This window comes from Telmatospirillum siberiense, assembly GCF_002845745.1.
GTDB lineage: Bacteria > Pseudomonadota > Alphaproteobacteria > Rhodospirillales > Magnetospirillaceae > Telmatospirillum > Telmatospirillum siberiense.
In genome coordinates this window covers 234,816-260,802 of record NZ_PIUM01000005.1, presented here as the reverse complement: position 1 = coordinate 260,802, position 25,987 = coordinate 234,816, and the positions used below count along the sequence as shown (strand labels likewise).

The window sequence follows — 25,987 nt, the reverse complement described above, 5'->3', positions numbered from 1 at the left end:
CGAGCACAACAAAAATTCAAAGCCATTCGTTTGGACAAAGCCGGCCGACGTCATCCTTGCAAAACTTCAGCGCCTGCCCGTTGTATCTTCTGTTTGAGTCAATGCACTAGGCGGCCCTTCCTGCGGCCACGGTTTCTTCGTATTCCTGCCAGACGTCCTTTACCGTACCCTGTGCCACGATACGCCCCTGGTACAAGAAGACGGCGTGGTTACACCATTTCTCAAGCAATGGCAGAGAATGAGAGGCTAAAACCAAGAGGCTCGATTCTCGAACGAACGACTCAAGGCGCCTCTGAGCTTTGTCCAGAAAGTGGGTATCCCCGGCTGCCAGCCATTCGTCCATCAATAGGATGTCCGGACAAATGCACGTCGAAATGCCAAAGGCTAACCGAATGGCCATGCCTGCGGAGTAAGTCCGCACCGGCATTTCCAAATAATCCCCAAGCTCGGTGAACTCAGCTATTTCGTCTACATATTGGGCCATAGACGCCGGATGGATCCCCAAGTACATGCCCCTCAAGACGATATTCTCCTGGCCTGTGGCGTCAGGATTCATCCCCACGGTACTGTCCAGAAGAGAGCATATCCGGCCTTCCGCATAAAGATCACCGCTGGTGGGCTCATAAATCCCGGCCAGCGTCCTCAGCATGGTCGATTTTCCGGACCCATTAGGCCCGATCAACGCCAAGCGATCTCCGCTCTCGATATCCAAATCGACGCTGTCCAGCGCCCGAACAATGATACGTTCCGCCGCATCGCGCGCAAGATTCCCACGGCTCGTCGAAGCCAAGACCGTTTTTTTTAGAGATCGGCTTCCTCCTTGATAAATGGGAAAATGGATAGAAACGTTGCGAAGACGCAAAAAAGACATGTCGTTAAACCCAATAGGCGATTCGCCCACGGAATCGCGTGAACAAAGCGAAGGTGAGACCACATCCAAACGCGGTCACTCCTAACATCATCGGCCAGGAAGTGCTGTCCGGCCACGCACCGAACATGGGCGCTCTCAAAATGTCGACGGCGGCATAAAGCGGGTTATAGTATGCTAGGAATTGATACTCACCCAGCGCTTCGGGTCGCCAAAAAATCGGCGTCATGAAAATAAGAACCTGTAGGACATTGGCAACAATCTGCGGTAAATCACGGAACCTTGCTCCCAAGAGCCCCAGCAAGCATGCCAGCCAGACGGCATTGAGCGTCAGAATGAGCAGAGCGGGAAACAACATCAATGTTTCCATGCCAACCTTCGGCGGGAAGATGACCAAAACCACTGGGAGAATGACGATGTTATGAGCGAGGACCAGAAGATTCCGGTAAACCAATCGAAAGACATGAGATGAAAATGGCAGGCATACCTGCCGGATTTCCGAACTTACAGCGACGAACGTCATACAGGCTTCATTGATCGCGGAGGATATGAACTGCCAAACGATCAATCCAATAGTAACATATGGCAGAAAATCCTGTATATCGACATGAAATAGCTTCGCATACAAGGTCCCCAGCATGGTGGCCATGATGGCGGTGCTAAGCGTCAACCAGAACGGTCCAATTACCGATCCTCGGTATCGCATCTTTATGTCGTGATAGGCCAACCGGGTCCACAGCCAATATAGCCGGCCACCATCCAAGATATCGGCCCATGCCCGCCCCATAGAGTTTTTTTTCTGCGACTTTATACCCTCGACGGACGCAAGTTCCGCACGCGATTTTATCGACACGACCTGTTCCTGAACCACACTAACACACTCGCGGAAAAGGTTGAAATTCAGCCGATTTCAAAACAATTGGCTGATATAAGCTGCTCTAAACGGCCTTATTAAGGGATTAGCCAAAGATACACCCCTTCGTTTTTTGTCAAACGACCCCTTTCGAATCGGAACCCTGATACAGGAAAAAGTTCTCCACCGACGAGCAACGAGGGGCAACTTGCGCCCGCTTATAACATTGCATCTCGCAGGCTGTCTACCCAGGTCCAGCAGGCCTCGCGATGAGAACGCCGGAGGAGTTTGGTTGCAAGCTTTGCCTGGGCGTCGTGAAGCCTGGACAAAGCCGCGCACTGGACGAAGGAAGCAGGCCCAATCCCGACGACAATTGGCGGAGCATGCTAGGTTGCCTTACCGACCCATGCACATTTTATCACGCCTGGCGGATCGACTACGGCGTCATTTGCCCTACGGGCTGCACGGCGTTCCCCAATGATTGTACGGGAGCGGACGCGCAACGCGATTGTCCAAGTCTCAATGCGCCTTCTCATCGAAACGTGGCGTGAGCTGTGGACCAATGATTCACGTAAATCTCCATAACTGCAGACATTTTAGCCACCTAACGTTGCGTTGCGAGATCGTCTTACACGAGCAACGCATACCGAAATCCGAAAACCGAGAACCGAGAACCGAGAACCGAATTGCCTTGGGCCGCCGACGTATCGACGGATCTTTCAAAAAAGTAATCACTACTAGTCGAGGAATGGAAACCTTATTCAGACAGAACCAGTCATTACTTATCCAGAAACCAACACTGCGTGGGTATTTTACCAAAACTCCATATTTGAAATATTTTCTCTATATTATACGTAATAATATATATTATGTTATCGACGATATTTTGTTAATTTATTCGTACACGTGCGAGATCTCTCTCCACTTGACCTTAATGCGAGCTTGCAATAAGGTTGCCCGCAGGGAAGCAAATACACCTTTCATTGAGGAGTTTTTGCATAAATTATTGTAATATTGAAATATAGATAGGTGGGAATCATGGAAATTATTCATACGGAGGCAGAAGATCTCCTGATTATTGAACCGAAAGTATTTGGAGATAGCCGTGGATTTTTCATGGAAAGCTTTAATGCTAAAAATTTTTCGGAAATAGTTGGCGAAACCGGTACCTTTGTCCAAGACAATCATTCACGATCAACAAAAGGTGTTTTAAGGGGACTTCATTATCAAATTCAACAGCCCCAAGGGAAGCTGGTGCGTGTTGTTCGCGGTGCGGTCTATGACGTGGCTGTTGATATGAGAAAATCCTCACCGACTTTTGGCAAATGGGTTGGTGCACTGCTGAGCGAAGATAACCATCGGCAATTTTGGCTCCCCGTTGGTTTTGCTCACGGATTCTACGTTCTATCGGAGATTGCCGATTTCCAATACAAGACGACGGCATACTATGCCCCAGGGTTTGAACGTTGCGTCAGGTGGGATGACCCAACATTGGATATTAAATGGCCCCTGGAAGGAGCCCCGATCCTGTCTCCAAAAGATCTTAAAGGAAAATCCTTTAAGGAAGCGGATTACTTTTAAACGCAGTTATTTTTTCTAGTAAAATGGGACCGAGTTTCCGATGGAAAAGATACTTATCACTGGCTCGACGGGAATGCTTGGCCGATATGTTTGCCAATTTGCCATGGAAGCTGGGCTAAACATATTCACTCCGAAAAGAGATCAATTCGACATATCGAATAGCAGCCTTATGGAAAGCTATATCGATAACTTGCAGCCGACGGCCATCTTACATCTTGCCGCGGAGACAAATGTCGATCTCTGCGAAAGGGATCCTCGACATGCCGGCCTATATAATCATATAGCAACTGAAACAATCGCCAGGAAGGCCCGACAATATAACGCCTGGATGCTGTATATATCCACATCTAACGTTTTTGGGGCCGAGGGAAAACCTTATTATAATGAGTTGGATATTCCGCATTCCGTAAATTATTATGGAAGATCAAAATTTCATGGCGAAAATGCGCTCCGAACATGGTGTGGCCGAAACAGCATGGTAATTCGTGCTGGCTGGATGATCGGCGGGGGCGTCCAACATGACCATAAGTTTGTTGGTAAGATTGTTCAACAAGTGCGAGATGGCGTGTCGGACATCAGATCCGTGACCGATAAATATGGAACCATCACAAACGCGTTAAAATTGGCTCGGTTCATTGTCAGATCTCTCGAAGAAAGACGATTAGGCACTTATCATTATACATCCTCTGGATTAGTAAATAGATTTGAGATAGCCAGAGAAATTGCTGAAGTTCTTTCCTTTAAAGGAACCGTATCACCCGTTGTTTCTGCGGAGTTTCCTCTTTCTGCCCCTCGTCCATCTTTTGAAGGTATCGAATCCATTTATCTTCCAAACGAAGATTCCGAGTGGAAGCCACGCTATTGGAGAGAAGACCTTCGTGAGTATCTCAAGGAGTTCTCCGACCGTGACTAAGGTAAATAGCGTAGTTTTGCGGAATGTTATTTTTCATTTGCGACAATACGGCCTGTTGAAAACGGCGACATACTGTCTATTTAGATTGTTCCCATCGTGGTTTTCTCTTGTCTTTCGTAATGGTGGAAGCGCTCTTATGTCTTCCGTCGATTACACTGCATCGGTCTCTTCAGTGTTCAGTTTTCGGCCATGGGAAGAACAGGGAGGGAGTTCCGCCCCTCTAGCCGAGTCGACCTCCAGCGAAAGCTCTAATTTTATCTGGTTCGTCCCCGAATGGCTGAACGTTTGGGGCGGTGGGCATTATACGTTGTTTAGATTTGCCCAGAGATTTGCCGAAAGAAGCGGAAGAAAACAGATATTGTTTATATATAACAATACGCGGCGGATCAACCAAAAAAAACTTCAGAAGACCTTGGATTTAGCAATCAAAAATTGCAAATTAGAGGTGATTGTTGACCCGAAGAAACTGCCGTCTTGCAAGGCAGCGATTGCCACGACGTGGCAATCCGCATATTCGGTAAGGGCGTTCCCTTTTACCAAGAATAAATTCTATTTTATGCAGGACTACGAAAGCCTGTTTTACCCATGGGGCACGGCATCCATGCAAGCGAATGCCACCTATGGGTTCGGATTCAAGGGAATTACCGGTGGCGCGTGGCTGCGTCAGCTTTATGAAGCACATGGAGGAACGGCGGAGAATTACCGTTTTGCCGCCGATAAGGATATTTTCTACCCAGCAGCTCCCGACGGCAAAGTCCGTGCCAACGTCAAACGCCTGTTCTTTTATGGTCGCCCATCGACAGAAAGGAGATGTTTTGAACTGGGCATGGCTTGCCTGGGAAAGATCGCTGAAATTTATCCTGACGTGGAAATCGTGATCGCCGGGTTGAATTTGGACGTTCCCCCGCCATTCAAAGCAATCTTGTTAGGAAATCAATCCCTCAAGGCAACAGGAGATTTGTATCGGAGCTGCGATGTGGGCATGGCTTTCTCGGGGACGAACCTTTCCTATCTCCCGGTCGAACTCATGGCCTGCGGCGTCCCAGTCCTGACGAACAACGGACCTCACATCGAATGGCATTGCCATCATGAAGAGAACGCCTATCTCGCCGAACCTGTTCCGGAAGCCGTCGTAGCTGGATTCCAAGCGCTCTATGAAGATAAAGCGCTACGTCAGAAATTGGTTGATGGAGGGCTCAAAACCATGGCCGGCCTGTCCTGGGAAACGGAAATGGATAAGATTTACGACTATGTAGAGCGTTCGCTGAACTAACATTACAGTTGCATTTTCATTTTGATGTGGGCGGGTTAAGCGCTGGCTTGGTGTGAGGTGACGTGGCCCCGTCTGTTTGGACAGATCGACGGCAGAAACAAGCTAATCTAAAATGTTGGTGCGCCGCTATTTCTCCATCTATGCCTAGTAACGTTACCTACAATTTGTGTAGTTCTTTGACTAATTTATCGCTCAATAAGTATGTGTCTTCGGGAAGGACGTGGGTTGCGTCATAGAAAATCGAATCGTCGTCTAGATCCTGCATATTTATATAGTGTGCATTTGGGATGGATTCTATCAAGCGAATAAGCCCTACCTTGCGGCTTTGATAATCCGCGAAATGGGTGGATGTCGCCTTGTGCCATCGCGGGTTTGGCATATCGACCACGACGAAACGGCTCCCCTTATTGGTCACAGACTGGACAAGATCAACAAGGCGGACGAATTGCTCATCTTTGAGAACCGGTGAATTTCCGAAGACCGTAAACCACGCTTTGTTCATCACATCCACTCTATCGTCTCTGTCGCGATAGAGCATAGGAACGATCGCCTTCGCGTTCCAGACCTCTCCGCCGACATTGGCGATCCGCGCCAGCCAACGATTGGGCAGAAGGAGAATTCCTGCAATATGCATCACCGAAGCAGGCAACACGCTAACGACTTTTCCGGTCCGATCATGGTGGAACAGGCCAAAAAAATTCAGCTTTATCTGGTCTAGTTGCGTATCCGCCCCCCCCCATCGCGCCTTATCATCTATAAAAATGTTGTACGCTTGGCCAAGTATTATTGTGGTATTCTTGAACTCTGATCTTGGCAAATCTTCGAACACAAGATCCACTATTTCTCTTAACTGCGTAATATTAGCGCTGCCCATGCAGAGACTGAATACGGTCGTTCCCGGCAGCAGTTCTTCGATCTCTTTGGCCTGCAATCCAAATCCGACGTTGGATGAGCCGAGTAATATGAGTTTTGGGCCAGGCTTGGCAAATGCACGCCGATAGAAGAGCAGGTACTCGACTATCTGGGGTGCGGCCATAATGTTTTGGTTACATCGATAGGCATAGTTTGGTACGTCTGCCGGGATTTGCGTGCTCGCGACCAGAATGCAGACGCCGTGGATCAACGCCATGAACATGGCGACGAGTGCCGACTGGCGAACGACGCTTATCACCCTAAAACCCCTTGTAAATGAACGCCGGTACCGATGAAATCTGGGCCAGCGCGAAATAGATTGCACAGAGTGCGTTGGCCGCCGTCCACACGGTGGTTGCGATCGCAGTCCCGACGACGGAGGCCAGTCGCTGAGATAGCACGGTGAACAACCGGCACAGCCCATCATACAGGGGCAATATCATGAAAAGAAGCAGGTGGATACCACAGATCACCGAAATAGAACCGTGTGTGGAAAGGGATAGCAATGTATTTTTTAATTCTTCTGCGCTGTTCCATAGGCAAAGAAGGGAAATGCTAAAATAGCTTAGCGTCATTGTTCGAGACGTATTCTGGTATATCCAACTCCTACACAGAGCATTATACCGACTTCTACCGAATGTTTTAACAAAAAGCGTTTGGTATAGTTTATTCAGGCTTACCCCGGCCCCGAGAAATACGCCATAAACAATATAAACGTATGTTGTTCCATGCCATATTCCCATTATCAGGAAGGTAACGAAGAATGACAGTACTGCAAAATATTGCGCATGCTTCGGATTTTTGGTCCATGATGTCAACAATCGTAACAATGGATTAAATAAGTAGATCTTGAACCAAGTGGACAAAGTGATATGCCATCTCGACCAGAACTCTAACATATTTCCGGAGTTCAGTGGATGGTCAAAGTTTTCCGGAATGTGATAACCGAACAATTTACCGCAGCCGACGACGATGTCCATGTACCCTGAAAAATTGATATAGAGAAACAGCATATACATCGGGATTGCGGCCGCAAATTCCGCAACGAGAATCGCCTCGTGATAAAACGGGCCAGGGCTGAGTTCGGGGCAAAACCAAGTCAAAAGATTCCCAAAAAAATCGCCGCCGGCCGGCCATGTGGCGGCCATTGCCGCGACATTATCGAACCCGTTCTTGATCAGTGGGGAAAGCACGATCACCTTGGCATAGCCTGACGCAATGCGACAGAGTCCTTGGCGCGCGGATGAGTCGGTTATAGGCGAAGGGCCTTTTGTTTCCTCAAAGAATTCCTGGTAACGCTGAATCGGGCCAGATAAAAAATTGAAGAAACATATAATATAAAAAAAATAATCAATGATTCCGATATTTTTTTTAACTTCACCTTGGCGGACATCGATGATCAGGTGTAAAACTCTGAACAATATATACGATAGACCAACCGTCATATAGGGATACGAAAGGAGTGCTTTAAGTGGCAGTATAGAATATTGCTTGAGATATGCGAACGCTGCGATGGCGGCGATGACGTTAACGGCAAGGGGTATTTGGGTTGCCCCGGCCATTCTGATCAAGCCAAACCCCAAAATTGCGAAGCCGGCCAAAGGGCAGAGCGCCATGACCGATGGAGCGCTCCACGCCACGAATACGCAACTGCTGAGCAGTAGAACGCCTATTCGCCAAGCCCGTCGCAGGGACAAGGAGTGCAGCGCCAAAGTAATCGTCAGAAACGGGAGAAACCAGATTGACGTAACGTCCATTGAAATCCTAACGAGGCGCCCCAAATGAAAGACGGACAGTATGCCGTAGCCGCCCTGCGGCTGACAACGGCTTTCAGGGAACGCAGTATACCATCCTTCTCGCCGATGGCAGCAGGTCAGCGATCAATGGACTTCTCTTGGTAATGCCGTTGGGTTAGGTTGGCCCGGGACGCTTTCGGAAGTAGAGGATGTTTTTTTGTCCAGCGCGGTCGCGGCTTATACCTTTGATCAACTCGTACCAGGACAGGTGGTTGCGTTCGAGCATACGATCACCGAGGCGGAGATCGATGCTTTTTCGGCACTGAGTGGAGACATCAGTCCTCTGCATATTTCCGACGAATTCGCCCATGATCTTGGTTTTCCGGGCAGGGTGGCCCACGGAGCGCTGATGACCGCGCTCGTATCTCGTTTGTTCGGGGTCCATCTGCCAGGTCGCTATTGTTTGGTGCAGTCGCTGGCCATGACTTATCTGGTTCCCGTCCATGCAGGAGACAGGCTGGAATTGTCCGCCCGCGTCAAACAACTCAGTGAAGCCGTCCGGTCATTTTCCGCCGATGTCGGTGTAATCCGCCTCGCAGATGATGTGCTGGTGGCTCGAGGCAAGGCCCAGATAGGTTTTACCGCATGATTCCGGACCTGATTCTGATATGCCAGTCCAACATTGTCGATGCCGAGGCGATATCCAAGCTGCCGCTTGATCGCCTCGACATGTTCAGTACCCTGGTGTATCCGCGGATGGTGCGTCATCGAGATCGCTTCATGGGACATTTGGATCTGATCGACGATGCCTGCGGTCGTCCCGCTTATGCTGACGCCGATTACGTTCAGCGTCGCCAAGCGCTTAATATTTGGCATCTGCCGTCGATGGGTGGCGCCCACTTGGCAAACCTGCTGGCCGCTGACGGGCTCAACGTCGCGCTGATCAACAACATCGATTCCGAATGGGATCGCTTTGCCGCGCTGTACGCCTCGTGCAGCAGACCGCCGTTAGTCGGGCTATCGACGACCTTCTACTTGACGCCGAAGCAGGTTGCACACATCGCCAAGATGTTGCTACGGCTCGATCCCGAGATGGAGATCGTGGCCGGCGGCGCCTTCATCAACAGCCTTGCAGACCGAGGCCTTGATAAGGTGGAAGGATTGATGCGGCGTAGCGGATTGACCTACGCCTTGCACGCTTTCAATTCCGAGCCGGATCTGCGGGCAATGTTGCTCGCCCGCAAGGCCGGGGTGTCGATAACGGACATTCCCAACCTCTGTATCCTAAAAAGGGGGGGCTTCACCACCACCGGCAGTCGCTGGAATGAACCGCTGCTCGGCGAGGTGCCGGCGCTTTGGGACAAGCTGGATCTTCCCTTCCTCAATCGAACAATCCAGATCCGAACCGCTGCCGGTTGTCCGTTCTCCTGCGCCTTCTGCTCGTATCCGACGACGGCACGCAGTTGGCAAACGCTTGACGCGGACTTGGTTCGTACCCACCTCGACGCCATTTCACGCATGCCCGGCGTACGGCAGATCATATTTATCGACGATACGTTCAACGTGCCTAGGGAGCGCTTCAAGGCACTGCTGCAGATCTTTTGCGAGTATGACTTCGAATGGTACTCATTCCTGCGCGTCCAATTCGTCGATGACGAAATCGTCCGCTTGATGAAACAGTCGGGGTGTTGCGGCGTTTATCTCGGTATCGAATCGGCATCGGATACCGTGTTAGCGAATATGAACAAGAAGGCAACCAGTGCCGATTTTGCACGCGGTATAGAGTTATTGGCAAAACATGGGATCGCGTCTCTTGCCGCTTTTGTCCTGGGTTTCCCTGGTGAAACAGACGAGACCCTTGAAGAGAACATCAGATTTATCGAGAAATATCCTATAGACTATTACTCTTTAAAAGAATTTTTCTATATGGAAAACACCAAAGTCCATGCTGATCGCGAGAAATGGCGCCTGACTGGTGGCGGTGCCAACTGGACGCATGCTACGATGGACTACCAGACAGCCAGCCAGCGTAAACTTGAAATGTTTCGCACGATTCGCAACCGTCTGTTCATCGATCCGGATACCAGTCTCTGGTACCTTGCATACCTTCGCGATCAGGGGCTCAGCAACGAAGGGATTCGCACGATCCAGGGTGAAATCAACACGATCATGCGAGACCAGTTGGACGGCCGGTTCGAGATTGCACCCGAACGGCTTACCAGTATCCGGGAGGCCGCACAGCGATAATCATGTCGATCCGCGAAGCACTTGCCGACATCAAAGCACTCATTGCAGAGGAAAATTTCCACGGAGCCTATCGGGAGTTGGGGAAAATCGCATCTCCCGATCACGAGTTCCCTATTCAGCAGCGGATGGCCCGCTTGATGCGCGCCATCCCACCCGAAGCCCTGGGGCTCCGGTCCATGCGGATTGCCCTCTTGGCTGGCTGTACCCTCGATCATTTTGCCGAGGTGCTCGGGTTTTGGGCCGCCTTGAAAGGACTGGCACTGGACATCTGGATGGCGCCGTTCGATACGATCGAGCAGACCATCCTCGATCATGAGAGTGGGCTTTATGCCTTCAAACCCGATGTCACCTGGATATTTTCCACCCATCGCGACGTATTGATTTCTGTCCCGCCCGGCGCGGATGCGCAAATGGTAGGCAAGGTTGTCGATGCGGCCGTGGATGGTACGGCCAACTTGTGGCGGGCCATACGGAAGGGATGCGACTGCCAGATCCTACATAATACGGCTGACGTTCCCGTGATCGACGTGTTCGGAAATTTCGAAGTCAATGTCGGTTGGAGCATTCGCTCGCTTTTACGGTCCTATAATCTTGGATTAGCGGCCAGGAGACCATCGGGGGTCATGCTGTTCGACCTTGATCACGTCGCCGCGCTATATGGTAAAAGACGGTGGGTAGATCAGCGTTATTGGTACCACTCCAAGCATGCGTTCGCATTCGGCGCCACAGGACTGGTCGCCCAGCAGTCCGCTGCGGTGCTGTCAGCGATGGCAGGGCTTGCCAGGAAATGTTTGGTCGCCGATTTGGACAATACCTTATGGGGAGGGGTGATCGGCGACGACGGAATCGAGGGCATCCGTTTGGGTAGTGGCGCTGACGGCGAAGCGTTTTGCGGCATTCAAGCGTATCTGAAAGCGCTCAAAGAGCGAGGCGTCATCCTCTCCGTCAGCAGCAAGAACGACGAATCGAATGCCAAGGCTCCATTCCTTTGCCACCCGGACATGCGGCTGTCGCTCGACGACATTTCGGTGTTTCGCGCCAACTGGAACAACAAGGCTGACAATATCCGTGAGATCGCCGAGTTGCTTAACATCGGTCTCGATTCGCTGGTCTTCCTTGACGACAACCCAGTCGAGCGCGAATTGGTGCGTACCTATTTGCCCATGGTGGCGGTGCCGGAATTGCCGGAGGATCCGGTTGACTACGTCGCGGCTCTGGTTAAAGAAGCCTATTTTGAAACGACATCGTTCGGAGACGAAGATCGGCAACGGGCAACCTATTATCGGGACAACGCCCGGCGTCAGGACTTTGCCTCGTCGTTCACGAACACTACCGATTATTTGAAAAGCCTGGAGATGGTGGCGGACGTTGGCAACCTCGACCCACTGCGCCTTCCCCGTGTAGCCCAGCTGATCGGGAAAAGCAACCAGTTCCATCTGACTGGGACACGCTATTCAGAGGCTCAACTGCATGCCAAGGTTGACGAAACGGTGGTTTATGGCCGCTGGTTTGGACTGCGCGACCGTTTCGGCGACAATGGATTGATTTCAGCGGTCATTCTTGAGCGTCGCGCGGACGCCGTCCTGCACATTGACACCTGGGTGATGAGTTGCCGTGTTCTCTCACGAGGCATGGAAGAGTTCATCCGCAACGAAATCGTCGGACTTGCACGCGAACTCGGCTGCACCTCAGTGACCGGGCTCTATGTGCCAAGTAGGAAGAATACACTGGTTGCGGGCCTGTACGCCCGGCTTGGGTTCTCCCCCGCCGGGGAGGAAGCGGGCACCACCCATTGGCGGTTAGAGTTGGATACCGGCGCACCGGGTCTCTCCACTACGATCCGCAGGAGGACGGCTACGAAAGATGGACTCGTGGCCACTTCGTAGAAAATCGTCAATCCGTCAACGAAAGCAGAAATATGGCTAACGAACAGAACATCCGTGAGCGTCTTAATAGGATATTCCAGGAAACCTTTGATGACGACTCGATATCAATTCACGATAACATGACCGCTGAGGACATCGATGAATGGGATTCCGTTAGCCATATAAGCTTGGTGCTGGCTGTCGAGAACGAGTTCAACATCAGGCTCAGTGCGGCTGCTGTCGGCAAGCTGAGCAATGTCGGGGAAATGGTCCGGCTGCTCACCGAGATGTCCGACGGGCAATAGCCAGTACCGGGCCGGAGCGTCGATCGTAAGACACTCCGGCGGCAGTCTCATCAGCCTCCTTCGGTGTCATTCCAGGGTATCGCCTCCGGCGAGGATCGCCTGGACTGGCTGTTCATCCGTAAGCGGTGTTCTCAGGCCACGGCCTTGATACTGGCGGCGGCGTAAGCCCAAGGCAGCAGATCGTCGAGGCCTGTTTGCGGATGGCCGGCGACGATGCGGGTGATGACGTCGTTGAGGTAAGCATAGGGCTCGACGCCGATGAGCTTGCAGGTTTCGATCAGTGAGGCGATGACGGCCCAGTGTTCGGCGCCGCCGTCGGACCCGGCGAACAGCGCGTTCTTGCGAGTAAGGGCCAACGGCCTGATGCTCCGCTCGACGGTATTGTTGTCGATTTCGACGCGCCCGTCGTCGAGGAACAGGCAGAGGCCGGCCCAGCGCGAGAGCGCGTAGTGGATCGCCTCGGCAAGCTTGGTCTTCTGGCTGATCAGCGACAGCTTTTCGCGTAACCAGGGTTCCAACGCATCGATCAGCGGCCGGGTGCGCTCCTGGCGCTCGGCGCGGCGCTCCTCGGGTGGTAGCCCTCGGATATCGTCTTCGATCCGATAAAGCGGGGCGATGCGGAGCAAAGCCTCCGAGGCGATCGGCGCCGGCCCGCTCTGGGCCAGATCGTAAAATTTCCGGCGGACATGGCTCCAGCAGAAGGCGAGCCGTACGTCGCCCTTCCCGGCGAGCACCTTGTAGCCGGCATAGCCATCGACCTGGAGGATGCCATGGAAGCCGGCAAGATGGGCGATCGGCCGCTCCGCCTTGCGATCGGGCGCGTAAACATAGGCCACGCCTGGCGGATCGCCGCCACCCCATGGTCGGTCATCGCGAACATAAGCGAAGAGCTGGCCGGTCTTGGTGACGCCACGTCCGGGATCGAGTACCGGGCAGGTGGTTTCATCGGCGAACAGCTTGGTCGATGTCTTCAGCTTATCGAGCAGCCGGTCCCGGACCGGCTTCAGCAGAAAGGCGGCCCGACCGACCCAATCGGCCAGGGTCGAACGGTCCAGGGCGATGCCTTGGCGCGCATAGATCTGGGCTTGTCGGTACAGCGGCAGGTGATCGGCGTATTTGGCGATCAACACCTGGGTGACCGTCGCTTCGGTCGGCAGCCCGCCCTCGATCAGGCGGGCCGGTGCCGGCGCCTGGATCACGACATCCTGGCAGGTTCGGCAGGCATATTTTGGCCGGCGGGTCACCAGGACCCGGAACTGCGCGGGGATGATGTCGAGGCGTTCGGAGACGTCCTCACCGATCCGGTGCAAGGTTCCGGAGCAGCAGGGGCAGACGGTGCTTTCGATATCGACCAGCGTTTCGATCCGCGGCAGGTGCGCCGGCAGCGCACCGCGGTTCCGCCGACGCGTGGCGGCGCGGACCTTGCGCTGGTCCGGGGATTTCTCTTCCGCCTCGGCTTCGCTGGCCGCCTCAACCTGTTCGACGTCTTCCAGGGCCAGTTGGAGTTGCTCGATGGGCAGGCTTTCCGCCCGGCGTCCGAAGCGATGACGCTGCAGCGCCGCGATGATCTGGCGCAGCCGCTCGCTCTCGGCTCGTTCGGCGAGAACCATCGCCTTGAGCTGTTCGGGATCATCGGGAAGGGCGGTTTCTGTCTTTTTCACAAGACAGATTCAACCATATTTACCAATGACTTGCGATAGATTTTCGGCGCCTTTCCGGGCTTTTTCTCAGCTTGCCGCCACCGGAACAACGGCCCGCTGCGGCTCATGAACACGACGCCAGTCCAGGCCCTCCATCAGGGCCTGGAACTGCGCTGCGGACAGTCTGATCGCGCCATCCTGTACCAGCGGCCAGCGGAACGCGCCCTCTTCCAACCGCTTCGCCACCAGCACCATGCCGGTGCCGTCCCAGAAGATCAGCTTCACCCGGTCCGCCCGCTTGGCGCGGAAGACGTAAATCACTCCGGAGAACGGATCGGCTCCCATCGCCTCGCGCACCAGCGCCGCCAGTCCCTCGGCGCCTTTACGGAAGTCCACCGGCTTTGTCGCCACCATGACGCGGATCGCGCCGGAGGGACCGATCACGATGGCGCCTTCAGCGCCCGGATCGCCGCCATGATAGCGCCCGGCTCAACGTCCCGGCCAATCCGCAACTCGGCGTCACCTGACCTGCCCCCGAGCTTTCATCCAGCCATAGGTAGAGTCTCGCCCAACGTTACGCCCGTGGGCGCGATCTGAGCAACTGGGTCGGCCCCGGAGCCCCGGAGGGGCGGAGAGGCCGACCCAGTTGCTTGCAAATTTGCGGCGTGAGCCGCGGGTGTCTGATAGCCAAGCGATGAGTGCGGCCTGGCGGTGTTGTAGTCGTGGATCCAGTTGGCGATGACTGCTCTGGCATGGGCGAGGCTGATGAACAGGCTTTCATTCAGCAGTTCGTCCCGCATCCGGCCATTGAAGGATTCGACGTAGGCGTTCTGCGTCGGCTTGCCGGGCGCGATGTAGTGCCAGTCGATCCCGTGATCCTGCGACCAGGCCAGGATGGCGTTCGAGGTGAACTCTGTCCCGTTGTCGGAGACGATCATCCCCGGCTTGCCGCGCTTGGCGATCAACAGCGTCATTTCCCTGGCAACCCGAACGCCCGAGATCGAGGTGTCTGGGATGGCTGCCAGGCATTCCCTGGTCACATCGTCGACGATGTTGAGGATGCGGAAGCGCCGCCCGTTGGCCATCTGGTCGTGGACAAAATCCAGCGACCAACGGGCATTGGGCTTGGCTACAACCAGGATCGGCGCGCGGGTGCCAATCGCCTTGCGTCGCCCTTTGCGCCGACGAACCGTCAAGCCTTCCTCCTTGTAGAGCCGATGGATGCGGTTGAGGCTCGACCGCTCTCCTTCCCGCCGGAGCAGGATGAACAGCCGCCGATAGCCGAACCGGCGCCGTTCCGCCGCCAGATCGCGCAGGCGGGTCCGCAACTCGGTGTCGGCAGGACGGCGCGAGCGATAACGGACCGTCTTACGATCAACGGCAAGAACCGCGCAGGCCCGGCGCTCGCTCATCCCGAATTGGCTCCGAAGATGAGCGACAGCTTCCCGCTTGGCGGCGGGCCTCACCATTTTTTTGTCAGAAGCTCCTTCAGCGCCGCCTCGTTCAGCATCGATTCCGCCAGCAGCTTCTTCAGCCGGGCGTTCTCGTCCTCGAGCGCCTTCAGCCGCTTGGCTTCCGACACTTCCATCCCGCCGAACTTGGCCTTCCAGTTGTAAAACGTTGCCTCGGAGATCCCGTGCTTGCGGCACAGATCGGCGGTCTTCATGCCCGCCTCGTGCTCCTTCAGCACTCCTATGATCTGTTCTTCCGTAAACCTGCTGCGCTTCATTCGTCCGTCCTTCCATAAGGGCGGACTCTAACTCAGACTGGAGGAATTTTCCGGGGGCAGGTCACTGCCTCTAACAGCGCTGCAAACACCAATGCCTGCAGCGCTGCTAAATTACTATGCTGCCCCAGCCCCGAGGAAGGCGGCCCTCACCGCTGGGATCCATCCCAGCCAATTTCCGCTGAGATGAAAGCGTATATCTTGTCAGCTTCGCTGGCCCAAGATGTGGCAACTACAGATTCCTGACCACCCCTCACCAATCTCTCCCGCAACGCCTTTGACTCGACGAGTTGGGTAAAGCCGTCGAGGAATGCAGAGACAAAGGGATAGGCGCAATAAGCATTTTCAAGGTGTTTGCAGAACCAAGACACCTGTGGACCCCGGTTGGTCAAGACGGGAACACCCGAGGCCATGAGTTCCAAGGGCAGGTAAGACAGGTTGCTGCCGGAGAATGTCAACCCGATATCACACGTTCTGTAGAGGTCAGCAGTTTCCTCTATCATAAGGTTACCGAGATAGGTGGCTGGAAAAGGGAGCTCCGGCAAATCATCGAGCCCGGCAATGATAATTTCGATATGCGGATACTTTTCATGAATGGCTTGAAGTACCGCAACACCAAGATCATACATCCTGCGATCACTCGTCGGTCGCCCGAAAAAGAAAAGACGTTTGATCTCGTCCGAGATAGGCCGACTGGGATAGAAAACAGAGCGGTCGACAGAGAATTCGAATTTAATGGCCTTTCCGCCATAAGACATAAAGATTGAGCGCAGCCAATCTCCGCCACAAATTCCCTTAAAACCAAGCTGGTAGGTTGCATTGGCTTGTTCCGCCTGCGTACCGCCCGTATAGAGAAGGCTCTCATATTCTTGCATGAGATAGAAACGGGCCGAGCAAGGCGGGGCGCGAAGAACCGAAAATACAGATTGATGCGTGGTCGCGATCGCGACATGCCCTTCAGGTAATTCGGAAATGCTAGTCGTCAGCGTAATCGAATGGCCGGGAAAGGCCTCGTCAAGGTCACTACGAAGTTTTTCGAGCGAAGGATACCCTCTGTTATCATATACGTAGATGATTGTCTTGACACCTTTATCCGCTATGAATTTTGCAAATCTAAGAATTGTATAAATTCCGCCTCCCCACCAATAGAGCCAATTAGGAGAATACCAAACAAAAGTAGATCCTTGATGGACACTATTACTTTGTCTATAAGAATCAATATCACGAATAATTTCTACGTCAGGGAGATTGTGGAGATGAAATGGCGCTACATACTGATTTTTTTTTTTGCCGCGCGGCTTTATCCTAAACGGCTCGATATACTGGTCCTGTTTGTCCCGACTGAAGACGAGGACAGGCCCCCAGCAGAGGTGATCAATTTTTCTTAATCCGGCCTCAGCTAAATCCGCGATGCATTTTTGGACCCCATCGTCACCGATATGGACGGGATGTGTTTCCAAAACAATGCTGCGAACGCAAGAAATATCAACGCCCTCAAACAAATTGCGCTCAACACCTTCCACGTCGCAGGTGATGACATCGGGTTGCAACTCAGCAATCAGATCAGCAAACGCAACACATGGCACCGAAATTTCGGTCGCACCTTCAAGTGGAAACAGTGAGTTAGCTAAAAAATCAGGTGCCTGGAAAAACTTGAAAACACCACTTTCGACTGAAACGGCGCTATTTCGAATAGTGACATTCTTCACGTTCCGATTGGCATTGCGCTGAGCAAGATCAGCAACGCGGGGGTCGGCTTCAAGCCCTGTCACGCTCCCCTCATTTGCGGCCATACCCGCGACAATAGCACTAAGCCCCAGGCCGGAGCCCAGGTCGAGTACCGCGTCCGAGCGCCTGATAAGTTGACTGCCTAGATACAATTCCACGCTCTCATATCCTTCTTCGGCGAGAGCATTTTGTATTTGCGGAGATACCGGCGGATAAGGAGCCTCAATCACTGCTCCATGCACACAAAAGAAACTAGCCTTCCGAAAGGCGGAACGAAGCTCCGACACCTCGTCTTTTTCAAGAAGCTCTCTTACGCGGTCATCGGAGGCGCGCTTATCTCGTTCAAGTTCCCGATGGATATCGAGAAGCTCATTTAGCTGGCCATCGACGGTGCGCTTGTCTCGTTCAAGTTCCCGATGGATATCAAGTAACCGTTGAAAACTATTTTCCGGATTTCGATCACCAGCAAGCCATGCGGCTCCCTTCATCCTCATTGCATGAGCAATCCGTTTCAAACCAGATTGAAAGTTACTTCTTTGCGTCACGATTCACACCCACCATAAGTAGTTGTAGAAGGACTCCGCAGAATCCACTGTTTAAACTCGAATTATTCCACTGACATTAGACTCAATCATTCCATATCAATACTCGAAACAATGAACTAGGGAAGTTAGCTAAGGGTGTCGCTTGCGGATCACGTTCTTCCGCAACGGAGATACCATCACAGATCCGAAAAAAAAGAAAATTTCCCCGTTGGCGCCCGTATCACAGCGATAAATACCTATCGATTAGAACCAGTACCTAAGCCAAGATCAACATACCGGTTACTCAACCTACCTGACGGCGGGAGAGGCCAGAAAAAGTCGGTTTTTCCGCTTAGTTCAGCGAACGTTCAACGTAGTCGTAGATCTTATCCATTTCATTTTCCCAAGATAGGCCGGCCATGGTCTTAAGCCCTCCGTCAACCAATTTCTGGCGCAGCGTCAGATTTTCATAGAGCGCTTGGAACCCAGCCACAACAGCCTCCGGCACGGGATCGATGAGATAAGAGTTCTCATCATGATGACAATGCCACTCGACGTGCGGCCCCCTGTTCGTCAGAACAGGAACACCGCAAGCCATGAGTTCGACCGGTAGATAGGAGAGGTTCGTTCCCGAAAAGGCCAGGCCCACATCGCAGCTTCGGTATAGATCGCCGGTCGCTTGTAGAGATTGGTTCCCAAGCAAGGTCGCCTTGAAGGGGGGGGGGACATCCAAATCTAATCCTGCGATCACGATTTCCACGTCGGGATAAATTTCGGCAATTTTATTTAAACTGGCCATACCCAGCTCAAAACATCTCCGCTCCGTTGACGGACGACCGTAAAAAAACAGACGTTTGACGTCGGCACGGACTTTGGCGCCGGGGGATGCTGGGTAAAAAATGTCCTTATCGGCAGCAAAACGGTAATTTTCTGCCACCCCCCCATGCCCCTCATAAATCTGCCGGAGCCAAGTACCGCCGGTGATACCCCTAAATCCGAACCCGTAGGTTGCATTTGCCTGCATGGATGCAGTACCCCAGGGGTAAAATAAACTTTCATAGTCCTGCATAAAATAGAACTTATTCTTGGCAAAAGGGAACGCCCGTACCGAATATGCGGATTGCCACGTCGTGGCAATCACTGCTTCGCAAGGCGGCAGTTTTTTCGGATCGACAATCACTTCCAGTTTACAATTTCTTATCGCAAAATCCAATTCAGACTGGAGATGATCTGGAGAAGAGTGTCTTTTATTGTCATAAATATATATGATTTGGTGTTTTCCGCCTCTTTCGGCAAACCGCTGGGCAAATCGAAACAGCGTATAATGACCCCCCCCCCAAACATTGAGCCAGTCAGGAACAAACCAAATAAATTCTGGGGTATTCCGGCTAGAACTGGCAGCGCCAGCCTCGCCCTCGCGTTCTTTCCAGCTCTTAAAATGGTATACTGAGTCAAAAATTCTCTGATATTGCTCCAAAAAAGGTGCGGTTGATACCACAGGATCCGATACGATCTTTTCTTGTTTCTTTACCTCCTCCGGGATTGACATCGCTAAAAAAAATTGACCGCCTTTTATAAGTACAACACCCCCATTATGGAAAAGCGCGTTTAAGATTCCCCCAAGATCGCCACTCGCAAACATTTTTGCCAACGAAACTATTTTCCGAAGAACTAACTCTTGCGTTTTCTTAAAGAAATATTCCACATTGCTCATCTTTTATCGCGAATCCTTATTACATAAACATGCGAATTGGTATTTTTATACACCTGATTTGATGCACGATAAACATATATTTCGTCGTTGGCACGCAAGGGCGGCCACCCCACAGGGCACAAAATCCAGGTTAACCGCTCTTATACTAACTTTTGGCATAGAGAGACTTCGGTATAGAGAGACTGATGAAGGGGATTCCCAGGCGAGCCAGAATAAGTCCTGGCGTACAGCATCCATCGCTTTGCTCTATCATTCCGGCCCAAAATCAGTATAAGGCTTTTGCGTATCGTAAATGCGATATGCGCTTGACGGGACCATGGAAAGCATAATGTTGAGAGTTTTGCATTTTACGCCGCTCGTATGGAACGGTCTCCGGGGGGAGGCCGTCTATGGCCGCATAAAAATCCTGACTAGAGAGGTCCGCGCGTTGACGTTCCAGGCAGCGAAACAGCATCAAAAAATTTAATGTGTTATAAATTTTTGTGCGAACGAATTAGCAGGCTCCAGATGAAGACCATTTTTGTAACGGGTGGTGCAGGTTTTATCGGTTCTGCGGTGGTGCGCCAGATCCTCACTGAAACCGGGGATCGCGTTATCAACCTGGACAAGTTGACCTATGCTGCCAATCTAGATTCCATTCCTACGCATTTAAGAGATTCCCGCTATCGGTTCGAGAAAATCGATATTTGTGATCCGGTGGCGGTTGGAAAAGCTTTCGCAGAATACCAACCTGACGCGGTCATGCATTTGGCAGCAGAATCACACGTCGATCGATCGATTGACGGTCCAGGTCAGTTCATCCAGACCAACATGGTCGGCACGTTCACCATGCTGGACGCAGCGTTGGGATATTGGCAGGCGTTGACCGACGGAACGAAAAAGGCGGCATTTCGCTTTCACCATATCTCGACAGACGAGGTTTACGGTTCGCTGGGCGCCGACGGCTTTTTCACCGAAACGACGCCGTACTCCCCGAACTCACCCTATTCCGCGTCCAAGGCAGGCTCCGACCACCTGGTCCGAGCGTGGTTCGAGACATATGGGCTGCCGACGATCATCACCAATTGCTCGAACAATTACGGCCCCTACCATTTCCCGGAGAAACTGATCCCGCTAATTATTATCCGAGGTCTGGAGGGGAAACCCCTGCCGGTTTACGGCAGTGGCAGCAATATCCGCGACTGGCTCTATGTGGAAGATCACGCTCAAGCCTTGCGGTTGGTGGTTGAACAGGGGGAGCCTGGGCAAAGCTACAACATCGGTGGACATAACGAACGGACCAATCTCCAGGTCGTCGAGGCAGTCTGCGATCTGCTGGACGAATTCTCCCCAATTCAGGAGGGGCCGCGCCGACGCCAGATCACTTTTGTTGCGGACCGACCGGGACATGATCGCCGTTATGCTATTGACTCAGCCAAGATCCAGAGGGAACTGGGGTGGACGCCCAAGGAGAATTTCGAGTCAGGACTTAGAAAAACCGTGCGCTGGTACTTAGACAATCGGGAGTGGTGGAAGAGCATTCTCGATCGCGGCTATCGAGCAGAGCGTGTTGGATTGGGGAAATAACCATGAAAGGTATCATTCTTGCTGGTGGCTCGGGAACCAGGCTCTATCCGGTCACTATCGCGGTTAGCAAGCAATTACTGCCTGTTTATGACAAACCGATGATCTACTATCCGCTCAGCACCCTGATGCTGGCCGGAATTCGCGATATCCTGATTATTACCACACCCGCTGACCTGGAAGCTTTCCACCGGGTACTCGGTGACGGATCGCAATGGGGTCTATCGCTTCAATACGCACCCCAGCCTTCCCCGGATGGATTGGCGCAGGCCTTCATCATTGGTCGGAACTTCGTCGGCTCCGACAGTGTCGCCTTGGTACTGGGTGATAATATTTTTTACGGTCACGGGCTTGCCGCTGCGGTGCAAAAAGCTGCTGCCGTCAACCAAGGCGCGAAAATCTTTGCCTATGGTGTGCGCGATCCCGAACGCTACGGCGTGGTCGAATTGGATGCGGAAGGAAGACCCATCAGCATTGAGGAAAAACCGCTGGCTCCCAAATCGAAATGGGCTGTCACTGGGCTTTATTTCTATGATAACAGTGTGCTGGACATTGCCCGCGAGGTCAAACCGTCGGCTCGCGGTGAACTCGAAATTACCTCTGTCAATGCCGCCTACCTGGCGGCAGGGTGCCTGAGCGTAGAGTTCCTTGGCCGTGGTTATTGCTGGTTCGATACGGGGACTCATGCCTCCCTACTGCAGGCGGCGGAATTCGTTCGCGCAGTCAATGATCGGCAGAATCTCCAAATCGCGTGTCTGGAAGAAATCGCATATCGCAAGAATTGGATTACGAAAGACGACGTGTTGCGTATTGGGCAGGAGCTCTCAAAAAACGCCTATGGACGATATCTGATCGACCTCGCAGCAGAAGATCCCTAGGGATCAGATTCTTAAATGATTGCTCTCCAAAGAATACCACCTGTTAACAAAAATATTTTTATCTATAATACACGCAGAAAATACTCCCTCTGCTTTAGGAAAGTTCCATGGCAGTCTGCTTAAGGCAGCTCATATTCAACGATTTTCACGGAGAGAACCTGCCCTCTCGGCCACCACATAATATCGAGCCGAACGGATTTTAATAAATGCCTAGCCTTGATATTGTCATTGTCAACTGGAACGCCGGCTCCCTGCTACGCCAGTGCCTAGAATCTGTCTTCACCAGTGACCTAGGTAACGTCGAGCTGCAAAGGATGGTGGTAGTCGACAACGCTTCCACCGATGGCTCCATGGACGATCTGCCTTTTGCGTCCCCCCCCTTCATACCGATCCGCTTGCCCGAAAACCTTGGATTCGGCTCAGCCTGTAATATTGGAGCAGCAGAATCCACCGCAGATTATATTTTATTTCTCAATCCCGACACTGTACTGGGTCGAGATTCGCTACGGGGCGCACTCATGTTCATGGAGGCCGCGGACAATCGGAAAATCGCGGCATCGTCCATTCGCTTGAACGATACTGCCGGCGTGACCCAACGTTGTTGCGCTCGCTTCCCCACAGTCGGCCGCATGCTGGCACAATCGGTAGGACTGGACCGTCTCGTGCCGCGCCTGTTTCCTCCTCATTTCATGACCGAGTGGGATCATCAGGATACTCGCCCAGTCCCCCAAATCATGGGGGCATTTTTACTGATCCGCCGCTCGATCTTTACTCGGTTGGGTGGATTCGATGAACAGTTTTTCGTCTATTACGAAGATGTGGACCTTTGCCGCAGGATTGCGTTGGATGGAGGAATCTGCGTTCACAACGCCGCCGTCAGCGCCACGCACGTCGGCTGCGGCTCCACCGACCGGATCAAAGCAAGGCGCCAGTTCTACAACGCGCGCGGTCGCATCCAATATGCCTGGAAATATTTTGGTTGGCCGGGCTCCCTAGCTCTCGCGCTCGACGGCCTGCTAATCGCCCCACTCGCGCGGAGTCTCAAAGGCGTTCTGAACGCCTCGCTAACCGCCATCACCGATGCCGTGCAGGGCTCTCTCATGCTCTGGGCCGATCTTCCGAACATTCTGTCCCGGGGCAATAGGCCCATATCCTCCTTGGAAGCGCGTAGCGGATCCGAAGCCCGTCCAATCTCCATCCTCGCCCTGACCCGATATCCTCGACAGGGGGCTAGTAGCCGCACCCGCTTTCTCAACTATCTGCCGGCTCTCAAGGCAGAAGGGATTGACGTCACCGTATCGCCTTTTTTTGACGAAACCTATCTTCCCGCTCTCTACGGAGACCGCAAAGTCGATTCTGGCGCTATCCTCAAATGTTATCGACGGCGACTAAAAGTATTGCACGACGCCCAAAATTTCGACCTGATTTGGGTGGAAAAGGAGATCCTGCCCTGGATACCAAGTATCGTTGAACAGTTTGCGATGCGCGGCATGCCTTTTATCTTGGACTTCGATGATGCGTGGTTCCTCCGTTACGCGACCCACCCCTCCCCTCTCGTCCGCGCCCTACTCGGGAAAAAATTTGAGCACCTCATTCAACAGGCGCGGGGAGTCATCGTCGGGAATTCGGTCCTCACAGATTGGGCTCGAAAGGCACACGCGCGCGAAATCGTTCAACTGCCAACTCCGGTGGATCTCGATCGCGATCATCCTGACCGCTCAGCAGAACACGGCGGACCCATAAGGATCGGCTGGATCGGCACTCCATCCACGGCCGAACAGTATCTGCGCCCGCTACTCCCGACGCTTGAAGAACTCATCTCGGAAGGAATCGCCAGTTTCACGGTGATCGGCGCCAGTCACGCCGACTTCACGAGGATCGGGGCAACAACCCTGCCTTGGCGTGAAGCCGACGAAGTCGAACAATTATACAATTTCGACGTCGGTATCATGCCCCTGACTGACGATCCCTGGACGCGGGGAAAATGCGCCTTCAAGCTCATCCAATACATGGCTGTCGGCCTACCCGTGGTGGCCTCTCCTGTCGGCATGAACAACACTGTCGTTCAGCATGGGATCAACGGCTTCCTGGCCAATAGCCGAGAGGAATGGCGCGAAGCCATCCTAACCCTTGCGCGCACGCCCGCTCTCCGTAGCCGCATGGGATCGGAAGGGCGGAACCTCGTAGCCAGAGAATACTGTGTGTCGGCCGTTTACCCGCGCCTCTCCGCAGCCCTCCGCAAGGCTGCAGGTGCGCCGCCACTTGCCGCTCCATCATCCCAAAACAAGGCCTGACGGTTCCAGTTGGCCGGCCAAAATTTGTTTCAACCGAGCCAGTCCCGCCTCTGTGGTCGATTCGCAACGCGCCACCAGGACCGCCTGGGTGTTGGAGGCACGCAACAGCCACCAGCCATCGGCCGAACTGACCCTGACGCCATCGACGCAACAGACGTCGTCGCCACTTGTGACGAGCCGCTCCTTGACCTCGGCGACCACGGCGAACTTGCGCTCGTCGGGACAATCGATGCGCAACTCGGGTGTATTGAACACCTGCGGCAACGCATCATAACGGTCGGCCAATGTCTGCCCTGTCCAGCGGGCGATCAGGCTGAGAAAACGGACCGCCGCGTAAAGCGCATCGTCATAGCCGTAATAGCGATCCGCGAAAAAAATATGCCCGGACATCTCACCGGCCAGCGGCGCGCCCGTTTCGGCCATCCGCGTCTTGATCAGCGAATGGCCGGTACGGCACATCTCCGGCCGCCCTCCCAATGCCGCGATATGATCGAACAGGCTTTTGCTCGCTTTGACATCGGCCAGGATCATCGCTCCGGGCCTCTCCCGCAGGACATCCTCGGCGAGCAGCATCATCATTTGATCGCCCCACAGGATCCGGCCCTTGGCATCGACGAGACCGATCCGGTCGCCATCGCCGTCGAAGGCGATGCCCACTTCCGCCTTGGCCTCAGCCACCGCTTTGATCAATTGCTCGAGATTTTCCGGCTCGGTGGGATCGGGATGATGCGCGGGGAACCGGCCGTCGATAACCTCGTTGAGCAGGACATGCCGGCCCGGCAGCCTTGCCGCCAGCGCGGCCATCATTTCGCCGGAGGCCCCGTTGCCGGCGTCCCAGACAACCGTCAGCGGACGAATCCCGTCGTAATCATGCAATAGACGTTCGAGATAGTCGTCCCGCACGGAAACCTCGGCGGATGTTCCCCCCGAGCGCATCTCCAGATCACCGGAACCGTTGAGCCGGCCGAGTTCCTGAATTTGCCCGGCAAAGAACGGCTTTCCGCCGAAGACCATCTTGAACCCGTTATGCGTGGGCGGATTATGCGATCCGGTCACCATGATGCCGCCATCCGCCGCCATGGTCTGAGCGGCGTAATAGAGCATCGGTGTCGGCCCGCGCCCGACCCGGCGCACCTCCAGCCCGGTGGAGACCAGTCCCCGGACCAACGCGGCTTCGAGTTCGGGCGAGCTGAGCCGCCCATCATAGCCGACACAGACCATTCGTCCCTGGTTGCGAACCACCAAAGTGCCGAAAGCCCGGCCGATGGCTTCCGCATCCGCGGCGAACAGGGTCTCGCCGACGATGCCACGGATATCATATTCACGGAGGATGGTCGGATGAAAGCTATGCGCTGCTGACATGGTCT

The 25,987-nt window shown here is 53.5% G+C and carries 20 protein-coding genes; 10 read left to right on the top strand and 10 right to left on the bottom strand.

Features of this window, described 5'->3' with window-relative positions; genetic code table 11:
• Positions 1 to 106: 106 nt before the first annotated feature.
• Together CWS72_RS07440 and CWS72_RS07435 are read right to left on the bottom strand one after the other, a co-directional pair.
• Complete coding sequence (locus tag CWS72_RS07440; protein ID WP_101249935.1) at positions 107 to 871, bottom strand: ABC transporter ATP-binding protein; 765 nt, start codon at positions 869 to 871, stop codon at positions 107 to 109.
• A gap of 4 nt (positions 872 to 875) precedes the next feature.
• Positions 876 to 1,721, bottom strand: coding sequence for an ABC transporter permease (locus CWS72_RS07435; RefSeq protein ID WP_146002665.1), 846 nt, complete (start codon positions 1,719 to 1,721; stop codon positions 876 to 878).
• A 1,038-nt stretch (positions 1,722 to 2,759) separates the two neighbouring features.
• Here CWS72_RS07435 and rfbC point away from each other — a divergent pair.
• The 3 genes from rfbC (at position 2,760) to CWS72_RS27390 (ending at position 5,488) form a co-directional block, all read left to right on the top strand.
• Positions 2,760 to 3,302 (top strand): dTDP-4-dehydrorhamnose 3,5-epimerase, encoded by a 543-nt coding sequence (gene rfbC, locus CWS72_RS07425; protein ID WP_101249932.1) that lies wholly within the window; start codon positions 2,760 to 2,762, stop codon positions 3,300 to 3,302.
• A gap of 40 nt (positions 3,303 to 3,342) precedes the next feature.
• Positions 3,343 to 4,215 (top strand): SDR family oxidoreductase, encoded by an 873-nt coding sequence (locus tag CWS72_RS07420; protein WP_101249931.1) that lies wholly within the window; start codon positions 3,343 to 3,345, stop codon positions 4,213 to 4,215.
• Positions 4,216 to 4,351: 136 nt separating this feature from the next.
• On the top strand, positions 4,352 to 5,488 hold the full coding sequence (locus CWS72_RS27390) for a rhamnosyltransferase WsaF family glycosyltransferase (RefSeq protein WP_146002664.1): 1,137 nt from the start codon (positions 4,352 to 4,354) through the stop codon (positions 5,486 to 5,488).
• A 157-nt stretch (positions 5,489 to 5,645) separates the two neighbouring features.
• On the opposite strand, the gene CWS72_RS07410 is transcribed toward CWS72_RS27390, so the two are convergent.
• The gene (locus tag CWS72_RS07410) at positions 5,646 to 6,659 is read right to left on the bottom strand and encodes a hypothetical protein (RefSeq protein ID WP_101249929.1); all 1,014 of its coding nucleotides are present in this window, start codon (positions 6,657 to 6,659) and stop codon (positions 5,646 to 5,648) included.
• Between the two features lies 1 nt (position 6,660).
• Positions 6,661 to 8,157 (bottom strand): MBOAT family O-acyltransferase, encoded by a 1,497-nt coding sequence (locus tag CWS72_RS07405; protein WP_101249928.1) that lies wholly within the window; start codon positions 8,155 to 8,157, stop codon positions 6,661 to 6,663.
• A 196-nt stretch (positions 8,158 to 8,353) separates the two neighbouring features.
• On the opposite strand from CWS72_RS07405, the gene CWS72_RS07400 reads away from it, so the two are divergent.
• From CWS72_RS07400 to CWS72_RS07385, 4 genes are read left to right on the top strand one after another with little or no spacing between them, the layout of a single operon-like run.
• The gene (locus CWS72_RS07400) at positions 8,354 to 8,785 is read left to right on the top strand and encodes a MaoC/PaaZ C-terminal domain-containing protein (RefSeq protein ID WP_101249927.1); all 432 of its coding nucleotides are present in this window, start codon (positions 8,354 to 8,356) and stop codon (positions 8,783 to 8,785) included.
• Positions 8,782 to 10,383: a radical SAM protein gene (locus tag CWS72_RS07395; protein ID WP_101249926.1), complete on the top strand. Its 1,602-nt coding sequence runs from the start codon at positions 8,782 to 8,784 to the stop codon at positions 10,381 to 10,383. The genes CWS72_RS07400 and CWS72_RS07395 overlap by 4 nt, the downstream gene beginning before the upstream one ends.
• 2 nt (positions 10,384 to 10,385) lie before the next feature.
• Positions 10,386 to 12,269, top strand: coding sequence for an HAD-IIIC family phosphatase (locus CWS72_RS07390; RefSeq protein ID WP_101249925.1), 1,884 nt, complete (start codon positions 10,386 to 10,388; stop codon positions 12,267 to 12,269).
• A gap of 32 nt (positions 12,270 to 12,301) precedes the next feature.
• The gene (locus CWS72_RS07385; protein ID WP_101249924.1) at positions 12,302 to 12,553 is read left to right on the top strand and encodes an acyl carrier protein; all 252 of its coding nucleotides are present in this window, start codon (positions 12,302 to 12,304) and stop codon (positions 12,551 to 12,553) included.
• A 131-nt stretch (positions 12,554 to 12,684) separates the two neighbouring features.
• Here the strand turns inward: CWS72_RS07385 and tnpC are convergent, their stop codons facing one another.
• From tnpC to CWS72_RS07360, 5 genes are all read right to left on the bottom strand, one after another.
• Positions 12,685 to 14,163: an IS66 family transposase gene (gene tnpC, locus CWS72_RS07380; protein ID WP_101249967.1), complete on the bottom strand. Its 1,479-nt coding sequence runs from the start codon at positions 14,161 to 14,163 to the stop codon at positions 12,685 to 12,687.
• 117 nt (positions 14,164 to 14,280) lie between these two features.
• The gene (tnpB, locus tag CWS72_RS07375; protein WP_274540588.1) at positions 14,281 to 14,607 is read right to left on the bottom strand and encodes an IS66 family insertion sequence element accessory protein TnpB; all 327 of its coding nucleotides are present in this window, start codon (positions 14,605 to 14,607) and stop codon (positions 14,281 to 14,283) included.
• Positions 14,608 to 14,735: 128 nt separating this feature from the next.
• Positions 14,736 to 15,922 (bottom strand): IS3 family transposase gene (locus CWS72_RS07370; RefSeq protein ID WP_101249922.1). Its coding sequence is split into 2 segments (ribosomal slippage): positions 14,736 to 15,670 and positions 15,670 to 15,922, totalling 1,188 coding nucleotides; the frame shifts between segments, so codons are not numbered across the junction.
• A 146-nt stretch (positions 15,923 to 16,068) separates the two neighbouring features.
• Positions 16,069 to 18,192, bottom strand: coding sequence for an FkbM family methyltransferase (locus CWS72_RS07365; protein WP_146002663.1), 2,124 nt, complete (start codon positions 18,190 to 18,192; stop codon positions 16,069 to 16,071).
• A 331-nt stretch (positions 18,193 to 18,523) separates the two neighbouring features.
• The gene (locus CWS72_RS07360) at positions 18,524 to 19,885 is read right to left on the bottom strand and encodes a glycosyltransferase family 4 protein (protein WP_101249920.1); all 1,362 of its coding nucleotides are present in this window, start codon (positions 19,883 to 19,885) and stop codon (positions 18,524 to 18,526) included.
• A 507-nt stretch (positions 19,886 to 20,392) separates the two neighbouring features.
• Between CWS72_RS07360 and rfbB the strand changes: the two genes are divergently transcribed.
• The 3 genes from rfbB to CWS72_RS07345 all read left to right on the top strand — a co-directional run bounded on the left by rfbB (position 20,393) and on the right by CWS72_RS07345 (position 24,620).
• Positions 20,393 to 21,451, top strand: a complete 1,059-nt coding sequence (gene rfbB / locus CWS72_RS07355) for a dTDP-glucose 4,6-dehydratase (RefSeq protein WP_101249965.1) — start codon at positions 20,393 to 20,395, stop codon at positions 21,449 to 21,451.
• 2 nt (positions 21,452 to 21,453) lie between these two features.
• A complete protein-coding gene (gene rfbA, locus CWS72_RS07350) occupies positions 21,454 to 22,326 on the top strand; it encodes a glucose-1-phosphate thymidylyltransferase RfbA (protein WP_199175574.1) in 873 nt (290 codons plus the stop codon).
• Between the two features lie 206 nt (positions 22,327 to 22,532).
• The gene (locus tag CWS72_RS07345; RefSeq protein WP_101249919.1) at positions 22,533 to 24,620 is read left to right on the top strand and encodes a glycosyltransferase; all 2,088 of its coding nucleotides are present in this window, start codon (positions 22,533 to 22,535) and stop codon (positions 24,618 to 24,620) included.
• Here the strand turns inward: CWS72_RS07345 and pgmG are convergent.
• Entirely contained in the window at positions 24,600 to 25,982 is a 1,383-nt protein-coding gene (pgmG, locus tag CWS72_RS07340) for a phosphoglucomutase/phosphomannomutase PgmG (protein ID WP_101249964.1), read from the bottom strand. The two genes, CWS72_RS07345 and pgmG, sit on opposite strands and share 21 nt — an antisense overlap.
• Positions 25,983 to 25,987: the final 5 nt, after the last annotated feature.

What these genes read in the sequence shown, in the direction of transcription:
- CWS72_RS07440 (WP_101249935.1), bottom strand. Translation starts at nt 871, where the DNA reads ATGTCTTTTTTGCGTCTTCGCAACGTTTCTATCCATTTTCCCATTTAT.
- rfbC (WP_101249932.1), top strand. Translation starts at nt 2,760, where the DNA reads ATGGAAATTATTCATACGGAGGCAGAAGATCTCCTGATTATTGAACCG.
- CWS72_RS07420 (WP_101249931.1), top strand. Translation starts at nt 3,343, where the DNA reads ATGGAAAAGATACTTATCACTGGCTCGACGGGAATGCTTGGCCGATAT.
- CWS72_RS27390 (WP_146002664.1), top strand. Translation starts at nt 4,352, where the DNA reads ATGTCTTCCGTCGATTACACTGCATCGGTCTCTTCAGTGTTCAGTTTT.
- CWS72_RS07405 (WP_101249928.1), bottom strand. Translation starts at nt 8,157, where the DNA reads ATGGACGTTACGTCAATCTGGTTTCTCCCGTTTCTGACGATTACTTTG.
- CWS72_RS07395 (WP_101249926.1), top strand. Translation starts at nt 8,782, where the DNA reads ATGATTCCGGACCTGATTCTGATATGCCAGTCCAACATTGTCGATGCC.
- CWS72_RS07390 (WP_101249925.1), top strand. Translation starts at nt 10,386, where the DNA reads ATGTCGATCCGCGAAGCACTTGCCGACATCAAAGCACTCATTGCAGAG.
- CWS72_RS07385 (WP_101249924.1), top strand. Translation starts at nt 12,302, where the DNA reads ATGGCTAACGAACAGAACATCCGTGAGCGTCTTAATAGGATATTCCAG.
- tnpC (WP_101249967.1), bottom strand. Translation starts at nt 14,163, where the DNA reads ATGGTTCTCGCCGAACGAGCCGAGAGCGAGCGGCTGCGCCAGATCATC.
- tnpB (WP_274540588.1), bottom strand. Translation starts at nt 14,607, where the DNA reads ATGGTGGCGACAAAGCCGGTGGACTTCCGTAAAGGCGCCGAGGGACTG.
- CWS72_RS07360 (WP_101249920.1), bottom strand. Translation starts at nt 19,885, where the DNA reads ATGAGCAATGTGGAATATTTCTTTAAGAAAACGCAAGAGTTAGTTCTT.
- rfbB (WP_101249965.1), top strand. Translation starts at nt 20,393, where the DNA reads ATGAAGACCATTTTTGTAACGGGTGGTGCAGGTTTTATCGGTTCTGCG.
- rfbA (WP_199175574.1), top strand. Translation starts at nt 21,454, where the DNA reads ATGAAAGGTATCATTCTTGCTGGTGGCTCGGGAACCAGGCTCTATCCG.
- CWS72_RS07345 (WP_101249919.1), top strand. Translation starts at nt 22,533, where the DNA reads ATGCCTAGCCTTGATATTGTCATTGTCAACTGGAACGCCGGCTCCCTG.
- pgmG (WP_101249964.1), bottom strand. Translation starts at nt 25,982, where the DNA reads ATGTCAGCAGCGCATAGCTTTCATCCGACCATCCTCCGTGAATATGAT.